The 20,715-nt window shown below is 42.1% G+C and carries 25 protein-coding genes, 1 tRNA gene and 1 other annotated feature (1 of these 27 running past the window's edge); all 26 genes read right to left on the bottom strand.

The genetic code is table 11. The annotated features are described in order from the left end of the window. Positions 1-75, bottom strand: a binding site (T-box leader); it reaches 135 nt to the left of the window's first position. 36 nt (positions 76-111) lie between these two features. Next, complete coding sequence (locus IV50_RS04735; RefSeq protein ID WP_057745814.1) at positions 112-729, bottom strand: LysE/ArgO family amino acid transporter; 618 nt, start codon at positions 727-729, stop codon at positions 112-114. An 81-nt stretch (positions 730-810) separates the two neighbouring features. Further along, positions 811-1,668: a hypothetical protein gene (locus IV50_RS04730; RefSeq protein ID WP_057745812.1), complete on the bottom strand. Its 858-nt coding sequence runs from the start codon at positions 1,666-1,668 to the stop codon at positions 811-813. Positions 1,669-1,774: 106 nt separating this feature from the next. Then, the gene (locus tag IV50_RS04725; RefSeq protein WP_057745809.1) at positions 1,775-2,233 is read right to left on the bottom strand and encodes a universal stress protein; all 459 of its coding nucleotides are present in this window, start codon (positions 2,231-2,233) and stop codon (positions 1,775-1,777) included. A gap of 71 nt (positions 2,234-2,304) precedes the next feature. Then, positions 2,305-2,583 (bottom strand): hypothetical protein, encoded by a 279-nt coding sequence (locus tag IV50_RS04720; protein ID WP_057745806.1) that lies wholly within the window; start codon positions 2,581-2,583, stop codon positions 2,305-2,307. Positions 2,584-2,879: 296 nt separating this feature from the next. Continuing rightward, on the bottom strand, positions 2,880-4,166 hold the full coding sequence (locus IV50_RS04715; protein WP_057745803.1) for a replication-associated recombination protein A: 1,287 nt from the start codon (positions 4,164-4,166) through the stop codon (positions 2,880-2,882). Between the two features lie 24 nt (positions 4,167-4,190). Beyond that, positions 4,191-4,631, bottom strand: coding sequence for a YueI family protein (locus IV50_RS04710; RefSeq protein ID WP_057745800.1), 441 nt, complete (start codon positions 4,629-4,631; stop codon positions 4,191-4,193). Between the two features lie 84 nt (positions 4,632-4,715). Beyond that, on the bottom strand, positions 4,716-4,907 hold the full coding sequence (locus tag IV50_RS04705; RefSeq protein ID WP_057745797.1) for a hypothetical protein: 192 nt from the start codon (positions 4,905-4,907) through the stop codon (positions 4,716-4,718). Then, positions 4,907-6,478 (bottom strand): peptide chain release factor 3, encoded by a 1,572-nt coding sequence (locus IV50_RS04700; RefSeq protein ID WP_057745794.1) that lies wholly within the window; start codon positions 6,476-6,478, stop codon positions 4,907-4,909. Before IV50_RS04700 ends, IV50_RS04705 begins: the two co-directional genes overlap by 1 nt. Positions 6,479-6,599: 121 nt before the next feature. Then, a complete protein-coding gene (locus IV50_RS04695; protein ID WP_057745791.1) occupies positions 6,600-7,187 on the bottom strand; it encodes a hypothetical protein in 588 nt (195 codons plus the stop codon). 105 nt (positions 7,188-7,292) lie between these two features. Beyond that, complete coding sequence (gene ntdP / locus IV50_RS04690) at positions 7,293-7,838, bottom strand: nucleoside tri-diphosphate phosphatase (protein WP_057745788.1); 546 nt, start codon at positions 7,836-7,838, stop codon at positions 7,293-7,295. Positions 7,839-7,914: 76 nt separating this feature from the next. Then, positions 7,915-8,724, bottom strand: coding sequence for a regulatory protein RecX (locus tag IV50_RS04685; protein ID WP_057745785.1), 810 nt, complete (start codon positions 8,722-8,724; stop codon positions 7,915-7,917). Positions 8,725-8,787: 63 nt separating this feature from the next. Further along, positions 8,788-9,462: a phosphate signaling complex protein PhoU gene (gene phoU, locus IV50_RS04680; RefSeq protein ID WP_057745782.1), complete on the bottom strand. Its 675-nt coding sequence runs from the start codon at positions 9,460-9,462 to the stop codon at positions 8,788-8,790. A 56-nt stretch (positions 9,463-9,518) separates the two neighbouring features. Next, a complete protein-coding gene (pstB, locus tag IV50_RS04675; protein WP_057745779.1) occupies positions 9,519-10,277 on the bottom strand; it encodes a phosphate ABC transporter ATP-binding protein PstB in 759 nt (252 codons plus the stop codon). Positions 10,278-10,288: 11 nt separating this feature from the next. Beyond that, the gene (gene pstB / locus IV50_RS04670) at positions 10,289-11,116 is read right to left on the bottom strand and encodes a phosphate ABC transporter ATP-binding protein PstB (RefSeq protein ID WP_057745776.1); all 828 of its coding nucleotides are present in this window, start codon (positions 11,114-11,116) and stop codon (positions 10,289-10,291) included. A gap of 14 nt (positions 11,117-11,130) precedes the next feature. Next, positions 11,131-12,021 (bottom strand): phosphate ABC transporter permease PstA, encoded by an 891-nt coding sequence (pstA, locus tag IV50_RS04665; protein WP_057745773.1) that lies wholly within the window; start codon positions 12,019-12,021, stop codon positions 11,131-11,133. A 2-nt stretch (positions 12,022-12,023) separates the two neighbouring features. Continuing rightward, positions 12,024-12,941 (bottom strand): phosphate ABC transporter permease subunit PstC, encoded by a 918-nt coding sequence (gene pstC, locus IV50_RS04660; RefSeq protein ID WP_057745770.1) that lies wholly within the window; start codon positions 12,939-12,941, stop codon positions 12,024-12,026. Positions 12,942-12,957: 16 nt separating this feature from the next. Continuing rightward, positions 12,958-13,830, bottom strand: coding sequence for a phosphate ABC transporter substrate-binding protein PstS family protein (locus IV50_RS04655; protein WP_057745767.1), 873 nt, complete (start codon positions 13,828-13,830; stop codon positions 12,958-12,960). A gap of 250 nt (positions 13,831-14,080) precedes the next feature. After that, a complete protein-coding gene (locus IV50_RS04650) occupies positions 14,081-14,608 on the bottom strand; it encodes a GNAT family N-acetyltransferase (RefSeq protein ID WP_057745764.1) in 528 nt (175 codons plus the stop codon). Positions 14,609-14,637: 29 nt separating this feature from the next. Next, on the bottom strand, positions 14,638-15,411 hold the full coding sequence (locus IV50_RS04645; protein ID WP_057745761.1) for a TIGR01457 family HAD-type hydrolase: 774 nt from the start codon (positions 15,409-15,411) through the stop codon (positions 14,638-14,640). After that, the gene (locus IV50_RS04640; protein ID WP_057745758.1) at positions 15,411-16,016 is read right to left on the bottom strand and encodes a YutD family protein; all 606 of its coding nucleotides are present in this window, start codon (positions 16,014-16,016) and stop codon (positions 15,411-15,413) included. The genes IV50_RS04645 and IV50_RS04640 overlap by 1 nt, the downstream gene beginning before the upstream one ends. An 11-nt stretch (positions 16,017-16,027) precedes the next feature. Further along, complete coding sequence (locus tag IV50_RS04635; protein WP_057745755.1) at positions 16,028-17,386, bottom strand: bifunctional metallophosphatase/5'-nucleotidase; 1,359 nt, start codon at positions 17,384-17,386, stop codon at positions 16,028-16,030. Between the two features lie 96 nt (positions 17,387-17,482). Next, complete coding sequence (locus tag IV50_RS04630) at positions 17,483-17,935, bottom strand: hypothetical protein (RefSeq protein WP_057745751.1); 453 nt, start codon at positions 17,933-17,935, stop codon at positions 17,483-17,485. Position 17,936: 1 nt separating this feature from the next. Next, the gene (locus IV50_RS04625) at positions 17,937-19,025 is read right to left on the bottom strand and encodes a M24 family metallopeptidase (RefSeq protein WP_057745748.1); all 1,089 of its coding nucleotides are present in this window, start codon (positions 19,023-19,025) and stop codon (positions 17,937-17,939) included. A gap of 60 nt (positions 19,026-19,085) precedes the next feature. Beyond that, entirely contained in the window at positions 19,086-20,201 is a 1,116-nt protein-coding gene (locus tag IV50_RS04620; protein ID WP_057745745.1) for an enolase C-terminal domain-like protein, read from the bottom strand. Positions 20,202-20,253: 52 nt separating this feature from the next. Beyond that, positions 20,254-20,466 carry a hypothetical protein gene (locus tag IV50_RS04615; RefSeq protein WP_057745741.1) on the bottom strand — a complete coding sequence of 71 codons (213 nt, stop codon included), beginning with the start codon at positions 20,464-20,466 and terminating at the stop codon, positions 20,254-20,256. A 141-nt stretch (positions 20,467-20,607) separates the two neighbouring features. Further along, positions 20,608-20,681 (bottom strand) — tRNA-Ile (locus tag IV50_RS04610). Positions 20,682-20,715 lie beyond the last annotated feature (34 nt).

The following is a 20,715-nucleotide window of genomic DNA, read 5'->3' as shown; positions in this document are numbered from 1 at the left end:
TTGTTTGTGTGCTCTCACCATCTCACACTCGCTTGATAACAATCTTCATTCTACTCTCTAGTGCATTGCTATGTTGCTTATTTTACTGGTTTTACCTATTGAAAGCAAGCCTTAACCCATAATCATTTGTACAGCGCCGTATAGGAAGTAGAGTCCATAACCAAGCATAATTAGCCCTGAAACAACATTGACAATCACAAAAGCACGTTTTGACAAACGGTTCTTTAAACGATTGACTACTACAGTCACAATTGTGAACCAAAGCGCTGTCGCAATCAAGACACCAATAATAAACGGCCAAACATCAGCATCTGGCAGTTTTGCGCGAGTTGCTCCCAACATCAAACTTCCATCTACCAATGCTTGGGGATTCGCCCAAGTCACGATAAAGGCTGTTGCAAATGCTTTGCCCATTGATAGTTTGTTACCACTTGCATCTAAGCTAACCTGATTAGCTGAACGTAAAATTGTCCAACCAATATAGATAACTAATGCGCCCCCTAAAATCATGACAATTAATTTAAGGAGATCATTTGAGTTGATAATCGCCCCCATCCCAAAATAGGCGACAATGGAGAATGATGAATCCGCTAACCAAACAAAAAGCACATACAACATGGCCCGTTGTAACGTATTGTTAACTGCGTTATTAAACACATATAAATTTTGCATACCAATAGGTGCGATAAAAGCAAACCCTAGAAGCATGCCACTTAGTAATGCTGACATTTCAAAAACCTACCCTTCTTTCAAATCATAAAAAAAACAATTTTTAGCAAAAACTTGTTAAAAATTGCCATTATATTCATATTAGTGACCAAATAGTTTCCCAAACAATCGGCCAAACACCCCACGTTTAGCAGGCTGCTCTGAACGAGACTGGACCGTTTGATCCGATCCATGTTGGACTTGCTCCATAAATGATTGATCAATCAACGGATCATTCGTCGTTTCCGCAGTATCATCCAAATCTTCAAAAGCAATCTCCCCAGTTTCACGAGTGATTGGTGTAAATTCATCTACTGGCGTTGTGCCCACTGAGTTATGCGCAGTTATATTTTCTGCTTGTTGATTTTCCGGCGTTGCCCCATCTTGCTTATTGGCGCGATACTCATCAATCATCTCATCGGTCAAAATGGGTACTGGTTGCGTCTTTGACGTAACTCCGAGACTCACGGTACTTTGACTACCTTTGTGTGTCTGCTCATTGTAACAACTTAACTGAATCTGTTCTGATAAGACATCAGCTGGAATCGGCATCTCAAACTCTTGATGATCATCAACAACGACCTCAATGGCTTCTCCCATTAGCTGCATCTTAACGGTTGTACCCGGTTGATTAACGCGACCTTCAAGTGTTCGCTTTCCGTCACGTGTCGCAATAACGCCCGTTACAACCGGCGCAGGCATATCAACCGTCACGATTACTTCTGCCACAACATCAGTTGCATTAACCGCTTGGACTAAAAGTTGCTCCCCATCAGTTACATCCTTCACCTTATAAAGGAAATCACCGTTTGCATCCACGTTGAGTGTTTCAACCACCCCAGTGGGCAAAGTCAATTGAATCGTTAAATTAGGTTCATTAACATGCCCAATTACCGTAGTTCCCAAACTATTCGTTAAGGTTGACGCGATTAAATTCGCATTCGTTTCATTTCTGCTCATCGTTGGACTCCATTGATTTTAATATATATTTTCATTATACACGTTTTTACGTGAAAACCGTAAAAAAAAGGGATGGCTATCAGCCGTCCCTCTTACGCGTATTCGTTTAATCTTTTTGCATTGGAATGCGGGCAATCAAAGTATCAACTTTGGCAGAACGTACCACGTACTCCGTTACCGAACCAATCAATAGTCGTTCAACAGCATTGAGTCCGGTCGCACCAATGACAATCAAATCTGAACCAAATTTCTTAGGAGCTGTTTCTGCAATCATCGTCTTTGCTGCACCATATTCAACGCTATAATCAACGCGTTGGACCCCCGCAGTCTTAGCCTTCTCAAGATACTCATCTAAAGTCTTACGGGCTGTTTCTGCGACCTGATCATACATTGCTGATTGAAAATCACTAATATTTTGGAATGAGCGTGTGTCAATCACATGTAAAATATGCAATCGCGTCTTTTCGCCATTTTGTAAAGCAATGGCAATTCCTCGATCCAAAGCAGCCTCAGATTCAGCTGAACCATCTACTGGTACCAAAATACTTTCATATGCTTCATTCATTTGCTCTTCCTCCGTGATAGTTATCAACTTGACTATACCTACAGTATACGCCTTATGTAAGCGCTTTACAATCAATCAAACGTCTCTTGCACAATGATTAGCCCAATAACCGGCAATACCAAGCCACCTACAATCAACCCAATGATCGGTAGAAAGTTATCTGGCCCTTTAATCCATAGCGTCCCTGCGGTAAAGATAATATCAACAACTAAAAATGGTACTGTCCATTTAGTTAAGCGCCGTGATTGCGCCATGTCCAGTCCAAACACATTATTCCGGTTCAGCCAAAGATATGCCGCGATAAATCCTAAAATCATCAAAAACATCACATACAAACTTATAATTGCCATTGTTCTACTCTTTTCATTTTATAAAAAAACTCCACCGCACAAATTAATGGTACAGCGGAGCGTAAACACTTGTATAACACCGTTAGATGATTCGTCTAAGATGGCTTCGATGGCAAAGGTGGGTGAATAAGTCAGCGTTAACAACTTCCAACAGCATTGGTTGGCATGCCCCGCCGGCTTCCCGACATCCCCATTCGAAAATTTGTAAAGCAACTTTAGATAATTGAATCACGCGTATGTTCAAGGAATTTACGATATTTTATATTATACGCTCGTCGGGCTAAAATTTCACGTCCTTATTTTTCTAAACCCGCTTTTTGCGCAGCTTTTAACTTTTGATATTGGGTAATGTAGGCCTGTTCAACATTCGAATTCCCGTCAGCGTTGAAATATGCTTTATTTTGGAGTGAATCAGGTAGGTATTGTTGCGCCACCCAATCGTTTTGATAGTTATGTGGATATAAATACGCAACACCATTGCCAAGCTCTTTAGCGCCCTTGTAATGTGCGTCTTTAAGATGTTTAGGAACATCCCCTGTTCGCCCAGATTGAATGTCCTGCATAGCGGCGTCAATAGCTGTCATCGCAGAATTTGATTTAGGTGATAAAGCCAGTTCGATAACAGCATTAGCTAATGGGATACGGGCTTCAGGAAAACCAAGTTTTTCAGCAGCATGAATGGCCGTGACCGCCCGCTCGACAACGGCCGGATTGGCCAGACCAATGTCTTCATATGCAATCACCTGTAATCGACGCACAATACTTGGTAAATCTCCTGCTAAAATAAGGCGGCCTAAATAATGCAAAGCTGCATCTGTATCACTACCACGAATTGATTTCTGTAAAGCTGAAATCACATCGTAGTGTGCATCACCATCTTTATCTGCCACCAAACTACCTTGTTGGGTAGTTTCTTGAATAATGTCTAAATCGATTTTCACAACCCCATCCGCATTTGGTTGTGTTGACTTAACTGCCAATTCCAAGGCGTTCAAGGCTGCCCTTAAGTCACCATTGGTCACATGCATTAAGTGCGTCATTGCGTCTTCAGTCACCTGTGCATTAAAATTACCAAGCCCATTTTGCTTGTCAGCCAATGCTCGTTCCAAAGCCGTCCGAATGTCAGATGGATCCAACGGTTGCACTTCAAAAATTTGTGTTCTAGAGCGAATCGCCGGATTAATCGATAAATAGGGATTTTCAGTGGTCGCACCAATTAAGACAATTTCACCACTTTCTAAATGTGGTAACAAAAAGTCTTGCTTTGTTTTATCAAGCCGATGGATTTCGTCCAACAACAGTACTACTGTTCCACTCATTTTGGCTTCATCAACAACCTGTTGTAAATCCTTCTTTGAGTCAGTTGCCGCATTCAAAGTCCGAAAGGCATACTGAGTTGATCCCGCAATTGCGCTTGCAATACTAGTCTTCCCAGTGCCCGGCGGTCCATATAAAATCATGGACGACAGCATTTTTGCGTCAACCATGCGCCGAATGATTTTTCCAGGTCCCAACAAGGCTTCTTGCCCCACTACTTCATCTATATTTTTGGGACGCATCCGATATGCTAATGGTTTTTGCATCACGCTTCGCCTCCTTAAATTTTTTTAAGAGAATAATTTTTTCAGCCAGCTTTTTTTAGTTGGTTCGTTTTTAACTGTTGATGTTGTGTCGTCAATCTGAACATCCTCAATTGCTAGTTGTTTTGTATTAACTGCATGATCGGCGGTGAAGACAACCCCTAAATCGGTCTTTGTCATCGTTGGATCATTTACCAGTCTGAAATTAATACCGTCCTGCTTCGCTAATTGCATGTACGGCATGGTTGCATCAGCGTCTAAACGACCGTTTAATAGCAGAACACCATCTGGATGTTGTTCAAATTCTTCACCCCATGCCTTTAAATAACGGTCTTCGCCAATCGTTTCCATTCGCTGCGTTTTATAAACCCGTTCTTTGAACGTCCCTAGGTAGTGATGTTGTTCATCTGGGTTCACTTCTGGCGTACCATACATGGCATTTTGTAAATGCGGATCAATTTCAGTCATAATCATCTCCTTTAGGTTGTGTGCTCTATTCTAACATTGATATACAGACAAAAAAACGGGGCAAGCAAGCTTGCACCCGAGTTTTTAGCTAATCACCAAAACGACCAGCGCTGCGGTGAATACTGAAGCCATATAACCGCCAAACATCAGGTGTAAGGCATTAAAGACTTTTGGAAAAGGACGTGTGAAATGATGTCCCAAAAAATAAATGATGGTTGGCAAAATCATGATAGCAGCAAAGATTTCAACTGCTGAAAGAACGGCGGGCGAAATCATTAGAGCTTCGCCTCCAATTCTACATCAGGATACTTATCCTTAAACCAGCGTTCCGCAAATTGGTTTTCAAAAAGAAAGACTGGTTGTTCATTTCGGTCACGCACCAACAAGTTTCGTGATGAAGCCATTTTAGGATCAAGTTGTTCCGGATTAATCCAACGGGCAATCTTTGAACCCATTGGTTCTAGTACAACTTCAGTATTGTATTCATTTTCCATTCGGAATTGGAACACTTCAAACTGCAAAGAACCAACAGCACCCAAAATGTAGTCACCTGAATCCCAAGCTGTATACATTTGGATAGTTCCTTCTTGCACCAGTTGCGTGACTCCCTTGTGGAATGACTTTTGCTTCAACACATTCTTAGCATGTACATGCATAAATAATTCAGGAGTGAAGGTAGGCAATTCTTCAAATTCAACCTTCTTCTTACCTGCGTAAATCGTATCGCCAATTTGGAAATTCCCAGTATCATACAATCCAATAATATCACCCGGTACAGCTGTATCGACATTTTCACGTGAATCAGCCATAAATTCAGTCACATTTGAAAGGCGTAACTTTTTCCCGGTACGGGCTAAAGTGACATCCATACCACGTTGGAATTCTCCTGATACACATCGTACGAAAGCAATACGATCACGGTGATTTGGATTCATATTCGCTTGAATTTTAAAGACGAAACCAGAGAATTGTGGATTATCCGGTTCAACTTCTTTATCATCAACAGTCTTCTTACTTGAAGGCGCTGGTGCATACTGCATGTATGTCTCCAAAAATGTCTCCACCCCAAAATTCGTCAAGGCAGACCCAAAGAATACTGGGGTTAATTCACCCTTCAATACTTTGTTTTCATCAAAAGTATTCCCAGCATCCTTTAACATCTCAACTTCTTCTTGGGTTTCATCCCATGCTGGCGCAAGTTGAATTTTATTTTCAGTGGCTAAGTCCGTTCCTTCCGCATTCAAAGGTAAGAAACGTTCTTCACCTTCTTCGGGATGATAGACCTCCACGCGGTTATGATACATATCAAATAACCCAGATAGAATTTGACCTGAACCGATTGGCCAGTTCATTGGATAAGCGTCAATTCCCAATGTTGATTCCAATTCATCAACCAAATCGAGTGGTGGTCGCCCATCACGGTCCAACTTATTGAAGAACGTAAAAATTGGAATATGACGTTCTTTAACAATTTCAAATAACTTCTTCGTCTGTGGCTCAATTCCTTTAGCAGAGTCAATTACCATGATAACTGAGTCGACGGCCATCAATGTACGATAGGTATCTTCTGAGAAATCTTCGTGTCCTGGTGTGTCCAGAATGTTAATGCGCTTACCTTGAAAATCAAATTGCAATACCGATGACGTCACCGAAATACCACGTTTTTGTTCAATTTCCATCCAGTCAGACTTTGCAAAATTTCCCTTACGGCCTTTGACCGTTCCCGCTTCGCGAACAACCCCACCAAGCAAAAGCATTTGCTCAGTAATCGTTGTCTTACCTGCGTCGGGGTGAGAAATAATGGCGAACGTCCGGCGATTTTTTAATTCTTCTTCAAAAGATGCCATAGTTTATACCCTTAATCTTTACCTTATTTATCATTTCTTAAATAACTTAATAATTTAGTATACCGAAAAAAAAGCCTTGGTTCAACAACCTCGGCTTTAATTGGACATTTATTTACTTAAATTAGTGGTCTGAATGACTTGTTGAACTGGTATGGCTCGTTTTCGTATCTGTGTGTGACTTTGAATGTGCCTTCGCCTTTGCAGCTGCCTCACTGGCTTGCTTTTTAGCCATTGATTCAGCCCGATCTTGAGCTGCATAACTTTCGCGAGCTGCACTTTCTGAGGCAGCTGAGGCAGCTGAAGCTTGAGCTGCCGATGCTTGGCTCGCCTTCTCGGCGGCCTCATTTTTACGGTTAACCTCATTCAGGGCTTCTTGTATAGCAGAATTGATGTTAGTCAAACCATCGTCAACTTCTAAAGCAGTACGATATTGTGATTGCGCTAAATGCCAATTTTCATCATCGACCGCATCTTGGGCCTTAATCGCATGACTTAATTGCGTTTCTGCCGTCCGCGTTTCTGGAGTCATTTTGATTGATTGGGCTTGTTTATAATCAGTCTCTGCTTTTCGCCAATCTTGTGCTTTTACAGCTTTTTGGGCAGCTTTAATGGTTTCATCATAATTTTTATTCTGAACATATTGATAACTGAAAACACCCACACCAATCATGGCAAGGATAGCAACTAACGCAACAATGAATTTCCGCATAATCAGACCCTCCAAATTTGAACAACTTTATATAAATAGTTAACCATAACCGCAACAAGATAGCAAAATAAAAAATGTGGCTCATCACCACATTTTTCATAACGATTAGTTACGCCGTCTTATTTCCAAATAGCGTCGGTACCATAAGTCCACATAGGCTCTTGAAAAGGGTCCTCGTTCATTTTGAATCCAATCAACTAACACTTTGACATGCTCTTTTAAAACAAAATCCGTTTCTGCCGAATAATGCCATTTTGCACGGTGTTGTTCATATTCATCTGTATCTAACAGGCGGCGTTCACCGTCTGGAAAGACTTTGACATCGAGGTCATAATCAATATACTTCAATGCTTCTTTATCTAAAACAAATGGCGATGCCAAATTGCAATAATAGGACACACCGTTTTCGCGTAACATCGCGACAATATTAAACCAATATTTTTTGTGAAAATACACAATTGCAGGTTCGCGGGTTACCCAGCGGCGCCCATCATCTTCGATCACAACCGTGTGATCATTTAAACCAATCAATTCGTTTTCACTTGTTTTTAACACCATCGTGTCACGCCAAGTTCGGTGTAAGCTGCCATCATGCTTGTAACTTTTGATCGTTATGAATTCCCCTTCACGAGGCAACCGACCATCTTTCATGCTTCAAGCCCTCACAGTCTCTCACCTAATTCCTATTATATTGTACCACGGTCCACCATGAGATTAGACAAAATCCTTAAATATTTTTTTGATAGTCATCAACAAAACGATTGATTAAATCAAAGGTGTAACCACGTCGCGCTAAGTATCCCTTGACGCGTCGTTCCAAATCCCAACCAGTGTACTGATGGTAGCGCTGGAAGGCTTTTTCACCGTCACGATTTAAATTCTCCCATTCCTGGTCTGGTTCATCAGCTGTGTCATTTTCTAAAACATAATGGTGTAACGCTTGTTGAATGTTACGACTGGCAAAACCTTTTTGCAAAAGATTTTGCATGACCTTTTGTTCCGCCATTCGATGAGCTTGTCGTTGATACTTATGCATCAGTTTCGCAACTAGCTCATCTAAATGTTCTAATTCATCTCTATCGTCATATTCATCGGCGACATCTTGAACAATATCATCCGATATTCCCCACTCTTTTAACTTTTGTAGGGCGCCTTTACGGCCCAACTTACCACTATGACTCGCACTTGCCAAATAAGTACTAGCAAACTGTCGGTCATCCAAGACATGTGCCTTTTCTAAACGATCTAAAGCATGATTAATAACATCAATTGGGAATTCCTTTTCACGGAGTTTTAAATAGACTTGATAACGTGACCGTAATTGCCCAGTCGCATATAACAAACCTGTCGCATAAGCTTTTTGTTCATATTCCGCTGCTTGAACTTCGGCCAGCATGGTATCTGAAACTTCGGTACCTTTAAAGAGATCAAATCGAATCAAGATGTTCTCATCAACTGCGATGGCAAACTCGTCATCAAGATAAATATTATAGCGGCCTGGCCGTTTTTGTTGCGTGACTTTTGTAACAACTGGCATTAGCACCCCCCCTTTCCCAAAATAAAAACACTTAGCTAAACGCCAAGTGTTTTTATTATAACATTATAGATATGAAGACGTACCTGGGTTCAATTCAACAATCTTACCTGTACGCTTGTAGATAATCCATTCGGCGATATCACTCACGTAGTCTGCTGTACGCTTGAGATATCCTCCCACCACAATGTAGTCAGTAGCCGTTTCGACGATTTCAGAATCATCTTCCATGGCTTTAATTGATTGTGTCCGAATTTCATTGGTATCCTTGCTAACTTGTTGGGCTTCTGCTGAAATTTTCTCAGTTCCGCTGACATCATTGTTAACGTAGTAATCCAATACTTCACGAACCATCTTAGCAACTTCCGTTCCTTCACGACCAATTAATTCTTCAATGGCTGGAACACGCTTGTTCCCCTTCATGTGAATTGTTGAAATTGCAATGTTTCGTGCATTATCACCAATACGTTCCAAAACTGACACTGCCTTCAAAATCGTTACAATTTCACGCAAATCAGTTGTCACGGGTTGGTACAAAGCAATCATTTCAAAACTTTTCTTTTCAATCGCAATTTCACGTTCATTAATGGCTTTATCACCATCAATGATTTCTTGCGCGGCTTCACGATCATGATTCAAAAAAGCTTTAACAGACTTTTCAAGAGTCTCTGAGACCAAAAGCCCCATCTCTTTAAAAGACATATCTAAATCAGCAAGTTCTTCATCAAACATTCGACGCATCACATATCACCTCTTTCTGGTTTACTAAATCTATTATACAACAGTTCACATCGCGTTTATCCAAAGCGTCCTGAAATATAATCTTGAGTTTTTTCTTCCGATGGATTTAAGAACATCTGCTTGGTTGAATCAACTTCAATCAAATCGCCACTCATAAAGAATGCTGTACGATCTGAAATACGTGATGCCTGTGACATTGAGTGAGTCACGATGATCATCGTGTATTGATCACGAAGCGTCATCAACGTATTTTCAACCTTGTGTGATGACACAGGATCCAAAGCAGCGGTTGGTTCGTCCAAAAGCAAGATTTCAGGTGCGGTTGCCAAAGCACGGGCAATTGACACACGCTGTTGTTGTCCACCAGAAAGTGACAAAGCAGACTTGTGCAATGTATCTTTGACTTCATCCCAAACAGCTGCTTGCTTTAATGATGTTTCAACCTTCTCGTCAATCACTGCTTTGTTGTTTTCACCTGAAATACGAAGCCCAAAGGCAACATTATCATAGATAGAAAAAGGAAAAGGATTAGGCTGTTGAAAAACCATGCCAATGTCTTTACGAAGCGCCACTGTATCTGTATCAGGTGCATAGATATCATGTCCCTTAAACATAAATGTTCCATTAACAGTTACATTGTCTTGTAAATCATGCATCCGATTCAAAGCCCGTAGGTAAGTCGACTTACCTGAACCAGAAGGTCCAATTAACGCCGTAATCCCATATTGGTCATAGTCCAAGTTAATGCCGTGCAATGCTTCTTTTTCTCCGTAGTAGAGATGAACATTTTCTGTAGTTAAAATCTTATCTGTCATGTTTATTACCCCTAGCCGAAGTTACCGTTAACGTAATCAATCGTTAACTGCACTTTAGGACGCGTAAAGATTTTACGTGTTTCATCATATTCAACAACTTTTCCAAGGTGGAAGAACGCTGTGTAATCAGAAATACGTGCCGCTTGTTGCATGTTGTGCGTCACAATAATAATTGTGTACTTATCCTTTAATTCCAACAAGGTATCTTCAACCTTAGCTGAAGAAATCGGATCCAAAGCAGATGCTGGTTCATCCAACAATAGAATGTCTGGTTGCATCGCAATCGCGCGCGCAATGACCAGACGCTGTGCTTGTCCACCTGACAAAGCCAAGGCTGACTTATCAAGGTCATCTTTAACTTCATCCCATAAGGCAGCTTGACGTAGAGATGTTTCAACTCGTTCATCCAAAACATCTTTATCACGGATACCGTGTTGCTTCAAAGCAAACGTAATATTCTCGCGAACTGATTTCGCAAATGGATTTGGACGTTGGAATACCATTCCGATGTGCTTACGCATTTCATAAACGTCAATATCTTTTGAATTAATATCAAGGCCACGATACATAATGTTACCTTCAACATTGGCAACACCATCGTTCATTCGGTTTAATGAACGCAAGAACGTTGACTTACCAGAACCAGATGCTCCAATTAATGAGGTAATCTTAAAGCGTTCAAATTGTAAATCAGCATCTTGCAAAGCTAATTTATCACCGTAATATACTTTTAAATCTTCGGTCGAAAGGGCAATTTCTTGATTGTCCCCCATTTTATAAATGTTGCGAGTTGGTTGCTCGGCATCAAAATTTAGACCTGACACATTATTCTCTGTCATGCTAGGTTCCTTCCTTATTTCGTTGAAGTCAAGCGCTTGTACAAATAGCTACTCAAGTAACGTGCTAAGAAGTTAAAGAGTAAGACCACAATAATCAAAACAGCTGATGCCCCGGCTGATACAGCAGCAGCATCCGGCATAATCCCTTCTGAATTGATTTTCCAAATGTGCACTGCCAAAGTTTCGGCAGGACGCATGATGTTCAAAGGACTTGAAACATTAAATGGGTTCCAATCACCAAAGTTAAGTGCTGGCGCTGATTGTCCGGCCGTATAGATCAAAGCCGCAGCTTCACCGAACACACGTCCAGCTGATAAGACTACCCCAGTAACAATTGAAGGCAAAGCTGCAGGTAAAATAATGTGTCCTACAGTTTCCCAACGTGACAGCCCCAGAGCAGCCCCTGCTTCACGTTGTAAGTTTGGTACAGTTGCCAAGGCATCTTCAATTGAACGTGTCAAAAGTGGCAAGTTGAAGAAAGTCAATGCAATGGCTCCTGACAAAATTGAAAAACCAAGTTTGAATTGCACAACGAACAACAAGAAACCAAACAAACCAACCACAACAGATGGCAATGATGACAAAATCTCGATTGTCATACGCACAATCCCTGTAATCTTACTCTTAGGGTTGGCGTATTCATTCAAATAAATTCCAGCCCCAAGTGCAATCGGGAATGAAAGCAACATCGTAATTAATAGTAGATAAAGGGAATTAAATAATTGAATTCCAATTCCTCCCCCAGCTGTAAAGGCTGAAGCAGGTGCAGTCAGGAAGTGCCAAGACAAATGTGGCACCCCTTGAATTAAGATATAGCCGAGCAGAGCGGCAAGAATCAAAATGACAATTCCAGCAATCGCATAAAGGACAGCCGTTGCAATCTTATCAACTGTTTTCGCATTCATAATTACATGGCTCCCTTCTTAGCAATTGCACGAATTGCCAAATTAAAGACAAGTGACATCAACAATAGGATGAGCGCTAAACTCCAAAGCGCATTATTTTCGATTGATCCCATAACCGTGTTTCCAATACCTTGCGTCAAAACTGATGTAAGGGTTGAAGCTGGAGATGTTAAGTTATGTGGCATCAACGCCGCATTTCCAATAACCATTTGTACGGCTAAGGCTTCACCGAAAGCACGCGCCATTCCAAAGACGGATGCCGTCAAGATTCCAGGTGTTGCACCACGCAAAATCACCTTATAAATCATTTGCCAACGCGTGGCACCAAGGGCCAAAGCTGATTCACGATAGTGACGTGGCACAGCGCGTAATGTATCAACAGTCATTGACGTTACAGTTGGTAGGATCATAACAAAGAGCACCATGGCCCCTGATAAAATTCCAAATCCTGATCCGCCAAAGACAGCTCGCATAAATGGCACAATGACTGACAACCCAATAAATCCATACACAACTGATGGAATTCCAACCAACAATTCCGTAACTGGTCCCAAAATCTTAGCACCACGTTTAGGTGAGATTTCAGTCATGAAGACAGCCGTTCCAATTGCAAAAGGTGTTGCAATCAAGGCTGCTAATAATGTAACCAAAAATGATCCAACGATCATTGGGGCAGCCCCAACCATTGGCTTACCATGCGCATCAACTTGGCTTGGTGACCATTCTGAACCGGTCAAAAAGCTCCATAGGTTAACGTGATCCGTAAAGAACGTTGCTAACCCCTTCGATGCCACAAAATAGAAAATTGAAATCACGACGACGATGATTAAGGCTAGTGCTGAAAATGAAATAACACGTCCAAATTGATCTTTTCGTGATGCCTTTGATTTCTTTAATAATGACTCACGGATTTCATCCATGTTTCTGTGCTCCTTTTTACTTAGCTGGTGTGATATGACCATTCATATCACGTTGAATTTTCATATCATGAATTGAGATGTACCCAAGTTGTGGTACCAAAGTGCTTTGAATATGCTTTGTCATAATTGAATCCAGGAAGGCTTGCACATCTGGCTTTGGTTGACCCTTTGTATAGATGTGCTCGTATGACCAAATTGGCCAACTACCATCTTGCACGTTCTTCTTGTCAGCCGTAACCCCGTCCAAAGTTGGCACAGTAATTGTTTTATCTAGGTAGGCGAAGGCTGCATATGAAACAGCACCTGGCGTAGATGAAACAACTGAACGGGCCATTCCTGATGAATCTTGTTCCTGTGCATCCACAGATGTGGCGCCATCAAGCTCCCACTTTTCAAAGGTTGCACGTGTTCCAGAACCTTCAACACGATTGACAATCACGATTGGTAGATTCTTCCCACCAACCTCCTGCCAGTTTTTAATTTTACCTGTAAAAATTCCTGTTAATTGTGCTTTAGTTAATTTATCCACACCAGCCTGCTTATTAATCATTGGGGCAATCCCAACAACGGCGACCTTATGGTCAACCAGCTTTTTGGCATCAATGCCGCTTTTTTCTTCAGCGAACATATCAGAGTTTCCTAAATCAACGGCTCCAGTTTGTACCTGAGCTAACCCAGTTCCCGTTCCACCACCTTGAACATTCACAAACACACCTTTATGGTTATTTGCATAATCTTCACCAGCGGCTTCAACTAATGGCTGTAGGGCAGTGGAACCAACTGCATTGATGTTCACACCACTATTTTGCTCTCGGGTTGCATAACCCCACGACAAAAGACCTGCGGCCACGGCAACAAGGGCCGTTCCAACAATCCAACTGCGTTTCATAACGAACGCCTCCTAATATTCTAATGCTACTACTAGTATTATCACGAATGGATGTAAAAGAATCATCTCAGTAATGTAAAGAATAACGTTACAATTGTCTTTTTTAAGCCATCCTTCGGTTTAGCCGTTTACACAGCAACTGTCATTATACCTGTTTCAGTATTTTCACGTCCACGTAAATTTGAGAAATTGCATAATTTTAATATTTAAAAAAAGGCGGTCAACGCTCGGCGTTGATCACCTTTTTTATTTAGATTTCGGTACGTAATAGGCCGTACTTGATTGAATCATAATATTCGCCTTGCCAATAGCGGACTTTACTAATGCGTCCTTCTAATTGCATACCACTGCGTTCACCTAATCGCATCATGCCAAGATTGCCTGACCACGTTGTAAAGCCAACATGCGGTAGCTCAGGATAAACGGTCAGCAAATGTTCCAACCATGGTCGAAAAACTTCTGTGCCAATTCCCTGACCCCAAAGGGTTGCATCATAAATAACAATCCCCGCTTCCAGCCATTTTCCTAAAGCCCCATCTTCAAAATAACCACTTAGCATTCCGATTGGGCGATCATCTAAACAGACGACAGCCGCCGTGGGCACCCCAACAAATTTTTCACTAAAACGTTGTTCGAATTGGGGCCACGTCCAAACTGGATCATTAAAATATGGACCATTCAGCTCCATCCACTTTAAATCTGCGCTTGGACCAAATGCAACCGCCCACATTTCCGGTAAATCATCATGTTCAATTGGCCGGACGATAATATTTTTCATCTGCCACCTCCATCTAAAATCGGAACAGCTTAATCCTCAATTGACCAATCATCTAAAGTATCAACTTCATGGGTGGGTTGAACTGATTGTTCATGGACATCATCTGGTTTTGAAACACCACTATAAACTAGCAATGTATCAATATCAGCATGAATGCCCGCTAAGATATCCGTATTATAATTGTCGCCAACCATCACCACTTCATCTGCAGTACGTTCAGCTCGCTTCAACGCTTGCTCCATAATAATCACCGAAGGCTTACCGATGACGATGGGTTCGGTCTGGGTCGCTGTCTGAACGGCAGCAACGATTGTCCCTGCTCCAGGCAACATACCACGTTCATTCGGCAAATTTGTATCCACATTGGTTGCAATAAAAGTAGCTCCTGCTTGAATCGCTAAAGTTGCCTCGGTTAACTTCTCGTAGTTAATTTGTCGGTCTAACCCAACCACAACTGCATCGGCTGGCTGTTTATCCACAATGTCGATGCCATTGGCTTGGATTGCTTCCCGCAACCCAGCTTCGCCAATAACCAGAACCTGCTTAAATTGCTTTTCAACTAAATAATCGGCCGTGGCCATAGCACTGGTATACACTTGATCAGCCGTCGTTGCGATATCATGATTCTCCGTCAAATTCGCCGCTACTTCCGCCGGATTTTTAGTCGAGTTATTTGTCACAAACATATAGTCGCTATTTGAAGCCTTTAAACGGTCAATGAAACGTTTTCCAGAAGGGAATTGCGTTTTACCTTGATAAATTGTGCCATCTAGGTCAATCAAATATGTTCGATAATGTGTCATTATGACTGGTTTCCTTTCGCATCTGGTTTGTCATTTTTACGCTCACGCACTTCAAAATGGCGACGATTTGACTTACCTTTTACCTTAACTTCACTTTTTTTCGGCTTCGGCCCTGGCTTTTTTGCCACTGGTTTCTTCTTTTCATCAATTTCGGCCTTGCCGTTATCTTTTTTTCCATGATTACGGTGACGATGACGACTCTTCCGTGCCTTTGGTTCATCTTCTTTTTCTTCCACTTGATGTGGTTCCAAATTGTGTAACACAAAGTAAGGTGCCCCAAAATTAATATCTTCAAACAGGTAATCTTCTAGCGAATTAATCTGTTGATTTCGGGCAATCCCAGGGGTACCTTGCTCATAAAAGCCACGCAAACGCAATTGTCCCGAAGCGATATCACCGACCAAGTAATCATATTTTTCTAAAAAGGTGCTAAACCGCGCAGCTAACATGGCTTCATCATAAGCATCACGATAATTTTTAACGAGTTCATAGCCACGTCCGTTGATATTCAACGTATTCGGCTGCGAACCAGCAACAATCGTTGTCGCCGTTTGGCGCTCTGCAAATTGGCTCTCGGCCAATTCCTTCATTCGTTCACGATTCATAGTGTCTCCAGTTAATTAAATTTTTTGGTTAACGTCGCTGCCACGACTTCACGTAGCAGCACATCATAATTCATTTGGTTGATGCCGGCGATTTCAATTGTCGGAAAAAACGGAATAAATAGGTAGTGGTCTAAACCAGCAATGGTATAGGTTTGATATGGGTCCAATGGACGATGATTCACCCACCAGTTCCCATCAGCATCTTGGGCAAGACCCGCCCAGACCATCTCACCAAAGGCTTGGTGACCGCGAAATCCCATGCCTTTAACTTGATAACTCAATAAAAAGTTTCGATTTTTTTGGATTTCCAATAGTAACCGTTGCAGTTCATGCCCCGTTAACTTGGTTAGCATTGGGTGAACTGCATGTGGCAAGCGGTCATGTAAATCCTTTTGGGTCACTGGGCCTGCAGGTAAATCGGTTAGAAACATCCCCGAAGATAAGACAGCCACATCCGCCTCATAAAAATTTTGCAGGCTTGTTAGTCCCAAATCAATCAGGCGATGTTCGTCGGTTAACTTTCGCGAATATATTGTCGGCATATCCGCAATAACCCGCTGGGTTAATTTTTGGTTTCCCAATTTAGCAAAGTGTTCTTTTTCTTCAGCATCCTCAGGTAATTCAGGCATTGTTTCAGTCGGCCATGCCTTAGCATGGGCTGAGGTCATTTTACCATTTTCTAGCGTCATCTGCACAGTCCCGACATGGCTCCCATAGCGTCCTGCCGCTGCAACCAACGTATCACCGTGCCATTCGCCATCAGGCAAGACATGATGCGTATGCGCTCCCATAATCAAATCAAGCGCTGGATAACGGTCAGCTAAATCACGATCAGTTGGTAAACCTAAATGTGATAACAAAATGATCGTATCCGCTTGCGCTTGTAGCTCTGGCAATAATCGCTCTAAGGTTACATCAATATCGACGGGTTCCCAACCCAATAATGGTAGGGTGCGTTCAAAAGGTGCCGTCAGACCAAATAGCGCAATTTTTTGACCAGCCTTCGTTGTAACAATCTTATAGTCATCCGCCCATTCCGGACGTTGATGCGTCGAAGCATCTAGAATATTCGACACCAAAATCGGATAATTCGCTTCATCATACAAATGATTTAGCGCCTCGTGGTCTAAGCCTAACATTTCATTATTACCGACTGTTGCAGCGGTATAACCAATCTCATTCATCAATTTGACATTAGCTTGTCCCAGAGTCGCTTCAGTTAAGGCATGTTGCCGGTCAATCGCATCTCCAATATCAAAAACAAACGTTTGGTGTCCTTGCCGTCGTGCTTGATTTTGTTGACTTTGGATGAAATGGCGAACTTTTGGCCAATTCTCCAAATGCGAGTGGATATCATTTGTATGTAGCATACATTAATTCTTCACTGACCATTATGACGCCTCATCTCTATTCTATCTATTTATACGCAAAAAGCGGGTCCTTGCCGTCCCCGCTTAAGCACACCATCATCTTATTTTGCCTTGCGAAAATCCGGTTAACCAATTCACAAAAGTCGTAAAATTATCTGGATAAGCATTTGCGCCGACAAATTGTTGTTCTACCTGCGTCGCCTCATCAAACGTGCGCAATCCCCACTCATCCGTCGGACCAGCTTTAATTTGACGATACTCTGCTTGCCAATCAGCAGTTAGTTCAGATAACCGCCGTTCGATATTATCCCACTGGAATCCAACATCTTGCCAGTCATTTTCAAACCGGTGTAATTTAAAATCATGTTGAATAATCTGCTGACGTTTTCTTGAAAAATCAACGCTATCATCCGCAATATCTAATTGGGGTAAATGATCATCATTGTGGCGAGTGACGATAAATGCATGATCATTCATTCGTTTCCCTGCAATGGTTTCAAATCCCGCTGCTAAATTGCCGCGATAAAATTCAAAATATTTTAATGCCATGTTACTTATCAATCACAATCAATTCAGTTGGAATACCTTGGGTGAGGTTTTCATTCCCGACGGTTTGAATCAAAATGTCGTCTTCAATACGTACGCCACCAACATTTGATAGGTAAATGCCTGGTTCAATCGTCAAAATCATATTGTCACGAACAGTATCACTCGCATCTGCCAACTTTGACACAATTGGCCCCTCATGAATATCAAGTCCAATACCGTGCCCAGTAGAATGCGTGAAATTATCTGCATAACCAGCGTCATCAATCACTGAACGCGCTGCTTGATCAACTTCACTCACTGGACGACCAATCTGTAAGGCATCAATCGCTGCATCATGTGCTGCCTTGACAGTATCATAGACCTTAGCCATCTCATCATCTGGTTGCCCAAAGGCAATCGTCCGTGTGACATCTGATGTATAGCCATCTACATAGTAGCCAAAGTCAATCGTTACTAATTCGCCAGCCTCAATGACCTTATCAGTATAAGTACCATGTGGTAATGCTGCCCGAGCACCAGAGGCCACAATCGTATCAAAGGACGGCTTGTCAGCCCCATGCTCCTTCATGACACGATCCAAGAGATTAGCCACTTCGCGTTCTGTCATACCAACATGAAGTTGAGGCAAAAAGGCATTAAACCCAGCTACCGCAACTTCTGCTGCACGACGAATTCGAATGACTTCATCTGGTTCTTTAACTTCACGAATTGTCTCAAATAGTGATGGAATTGGGACAATGTCCACACCATCGAAGTTTTCATCTAAATAGTCAAAGTCTCTAAACATAATTGAGTCCTCAAAGCCAAGTCGTTCAATCTTGAAACGCTTAGCAGCTGCCATGGCAACGCCCCAGTAATTACGTGTAACTAATAATTCAATTGACGTATCAGCTAATTTTTCACGATATTCATCTTCATAGCGGTCGTCCGTGATTAAGGCAATCTTATCTTTACCAACTAGAACGAGACCGTCCCCCATGCCACCAGTAAAGCCTGTTAGATATTCCATGTTAAACCCATTTGTGACTAAAATGCCATCAACTTTTAAGGGTTCAAATACTTTGCGCACATTCGCAATTCTCGTTTCCATAACCCGCCTCCATCTTCAATCTATTTGTTTTGATTATACCAAACTTCCACTCGAATGGTTTTAATAGATTTGCGCAACATCCGTTTGTAATTTTTTAACAGCAGTCCAATTCACCGTAATGCCAACGCCCGGTTTCTGTGGTACCTCTACTCGTCCCTCTATCAATTGGATCGGTTCATAAATCACATCAAGTTCCAGGCCATCTTGCGTCGCTGCAATATCAGCCGGGAAAATTGGGTTCGGTAAAGTTGCTGCTAAAGTCACATCAACAAACCGGCCTAAGCCTGAACTCAACATTCCCCCAATCCAAGGTAATTGCCCCGCCTGATTAATTTCCGTAATCGCCCTTTGCGTGGCGCTAATCCCACCTAATTTACCTTGTTTCAGTGTAAAAGCATCAGCAGCATGTTGTCGAAGTGCAGAACTAACATCGCCGACGCTATTAATTGATTCATCTAAACTAATCCTTGGTACCCTACCGGTGGCCAGTAATTCTGCATACCGCTGCCACGGCGATCCAACTAACGGTTCTTCAACTAAGGTAATGCCCTGCGCTTTAAGTGTCTCTAAACAATCAACACTTTTCAATGTATCAGGTAAAGCATTATTAAGGTCGATTGAAAAGACCATTTGTGGAAATTGGCGTTGCACTGCCTGCAAATTTGGTAATTGATCTAAAGCGGTTGCCTTTAACTTCACTCTCCGGTAGCCCGCTTGTGCAACCTTTTCAATTTCAGTGTAAGCAGCCGCTACATCTGCCTGAATCCCAACCGCTTTACCAACAGGCATAAAGCGATGTCGGGCACCTAGCAACGTCGCTAATGACTTCCCTACCGTTTTACCATAAGCATCCCAGCATGCCATTTCCACAGCTGCACGTACAAACGTCAACTGAGTTTTTCCCGCCAAATATGCAGCCACGGCATGCGGATGCTGCCACTGTAGACTTTTCAAACCAGCCGCTAAATTGCCCAGCATCTGTCGGGAATCCATCTGCGTTTCCGGTGCGTAAGCCGTATTCAGAAAACTTTGAATTTCACCATAGCCGACGCACCCATTGCTTAGGGTAATCTCAAGTAAAGTTAGTTCGCGTAGCTGGGTCGTATCATGTGCCGTTTTAAAGGATTGTTTGAGCGATAACGCAAAGGGGATCGCCCGAATTTGAGTAATTTGCATTGCAAGCTCCTTCTAGCAAAAAAGCACCTGAACAACAGGTGCTTTTGCTATATTAATTAAGCCAGAGGCGTAAAACAAGCATACCTACGAAGGCCAATGCAGCGATTAGCATCCACTTGTTCCGCGTTTGATACCAGTCGTACAAAAGGTATCCTGACAACGCAGCAGTTGAGAGAATCATTAACCAAGGTTGTGGATAAATCATTGACGCCACAATTAATACCAAAACGACAATCGGTAGAATTACATCAATTTTTTGTTTCATGCGTTTTTTTCCATCTGATTCGATTTGCGCCCAAGCGCAAGTAATCAGCCCTTCCGTTGTATAATTTAACCGTCATATTCACATAAAAACCGTCGTTTGGCCTCATAAAGCTAAACAACGGTTTTTAGTTTTGACCGATGATGTTCCCTGTCGGACTCGAACCGACGACCGGACGGTTATGAGCCGTCTGCTCTAACCAACTGAGCTAAAGGAACCTAACAGCAATGCATTTAATCGTGTGATTAAACA

Source organism: Weissella viridescens (genome assembly GCF_001437355.1).
GTDB classification, from domain to species: domain Bacteria; phylum Bacillota; class Bacilli; order Lactobacillales; family Lactobacillaceae; genus Weissella; species Weissella viridescens.
Note: the sequence above shows the minus strand (reverse complement) of the source record. Positions and strands in the feature narration are given on the sequence as shown.

What these genes read in the sequence shown, in the direction of transcription:
- IV50_RS04705 (WP_057745797.1), bottom strand. Translation starts at nt 4,907, where the DNA reads ATGATTTCGCCCGCCGTTCTTTCAGCAGTTGAAATCTTTGCTGCTATC.
- IV50_RS04710 (WP_057745800.1), bottom strand. Translation starts at nt 4,631, where the DNA reads ATGACTGAAATTGATCCGCATTTACAAAATGCCATGTATGGTACGCCA.
- pstB (WP_057745776.1), bottom strand. Translation starts at nt 11,116, where the DNA reads ATGACAGAGAATAATGTGTCAGGTCTAAATTTTGATGCCGAGCAACCA.
- pstC (WP_057745770.1), bottom strand. Translation starts at nt 12,941, where the DNA reads ATGGATGAAATCCGTGAGTCATTATTAAAGAAATCAAAGGCATCACGA.
- IV50_RS04635 (WP_057745755.1), bottom strand. Translation starts at nt 17,386, where the DNA reads ATGCTACATACAAATGATATCCACTCGCATTTGGAGAATTGGCCAAAA.
- IV50_RS04720 (WP_057745806.1), bottom strand. Translation starts at nt 2,583, where the DNA reads ATGGCAATTATAAGTTTGTATGTGATGTTTTTGATGATTTTAGGATTT.
- IV50_RS04630 (WP_057745751.1), bottom strand. Translation starts at nt 17,935, where the DNA reads ATGGCATTAAAATATTTTGAATTTTATCGCGGCAATTTAGCAGCGGGA.
- pstB (WP_057745779.1), bottom strand. Translation starts at nt 10,277, where the DNA reads ATGACAGATAAGATTTTAACTACAGAAAATGTTCATCTCTACTACGGA.
- IV50_RS04725 (WP_057745809.1), bottom strand. Translation starts at nt 2,233, where the DNA reads ATGAATGAAGCATATGAAAGTATTTTGGTACCAGTAGATGGTTCAGCT.
- IV50_RS04655 (WP_057745767.1), bottom strand. Translation starts at nt 13,830, where the DNA reads ATGAAACGCAGTTGGATTGTTGGAACGGCCCTTGTTGCCGTGGCCGCA.
- IV50_RS04625 (WP_057745748.1), bottom strand. Translation starts at nt 19,025, where the DNA reads ATGGAAACGAGAATTGCGAATGTGCGCAAAGTATTTGAACCCTTAAAA.
- pstA (WP_057745773.1), bottom strand. Translation starts at nt 12,021, where the DNA reads ATGAATGCGAAAACAGTTGATAAGATTGCAACGGCTGTCCTTTATGCG.
- IV50_RS04685 (WP_057745785.1), bottom strand. Translation starts at nt 8,724, where the DNA reads ATGCCAGTTGTTACAAAAGTCACGCAACAAAAACGGCCAGGCCGCTAT.
- ntdP (WP_057745788.1), bottom strand. Translation starts at nt 7,838, where the DNA reads ATGAAAGATGGTCGGTTGCCTCGTGAAGGGGAATTCATAACGATCAAA.
- IV50_RS04735 (WP_057745814.1), bottom strand. Translation starts at nt 729, where the DNA reads ATGTCAGCATTACTAAGTGGCATGCTTCTAGGGTTTGCTTTTATCGCA.
- IV50_RS04615 (WP_057745741.1), bottom strand. Translation starts at nt 20,466, where the DNA reads ATGAAACAAAAAATTGATGTAATTCTACCGATTGTCGTTTTGGTATTA.
- IV50_RS04730 (WP_057745812.1), bottom strand. Translation starts at nt 1,668, where the DNA reads ATGAGCAGAAATGAAACGAATGCGAATTTAATCGCGTCAACCTTAACG.
- IV50_RS04650 (WP_057745764.1), bottom strand. Translation starts at nt 14,608, where the DNA reads ATGAAAAATATTATCGTCCGGCCAATTGAACATGATGATTTACCGGAA.
- IV50_RS04640 (WP_057745758.1), bottom strand. Translation starts at nt 16,016, where the DNA reads ATGAATCGTGAACGAATGAAGGAATTGGCCGAGAGCCAATTTGCAGAG.
- IV50_RS04715 (WP_057745803.1), bottom strand. Translation starts at nt 4,166, where the DNA reads ATGCAAAAACCATTAGCATATCGGATGCGTCCCAAAAATATAGATGAA.
- IV50_RS04700 (WP_057745794.1), bottom strand. Translation starts at nt 6,478, where the DNA reads ATGGCATCTTTTGAAGAAGAATTAAAAAATCGCCGGACGTTCGCCATT.
- IV50_RS04620 (WP_057745745.1), bottom strand. Translation starts at nt 20,201, where the DNA reads ATGCAAATTACTCAAATTCGGGCGATCCCCTTTGCGTTATCGCTCAAA.
- IV50_RS04695 (WP_057745791.1), bottom strand. Translation starts at nt 7,187, where the DNA reads ATGCGGAAATTCATTGTTGCGTTAGTTGCTATCCTTGCCATGATTGGT.
- phoU (WP_057745782.1), bottom strand. Translation starts at nt 9,462, where the DNA reads ATGCGTCGAATGTTTGATGAAGAACTTGCTGATTTAGATATGTCTTTT.
- IV50_RS04645 (WP_057745761.1), bottom strand. Translation starts at nt 15,411, where the DNA reads ATGACACATTATCGAACATATTTGATTGACCTAGATGGCACAATTTAT.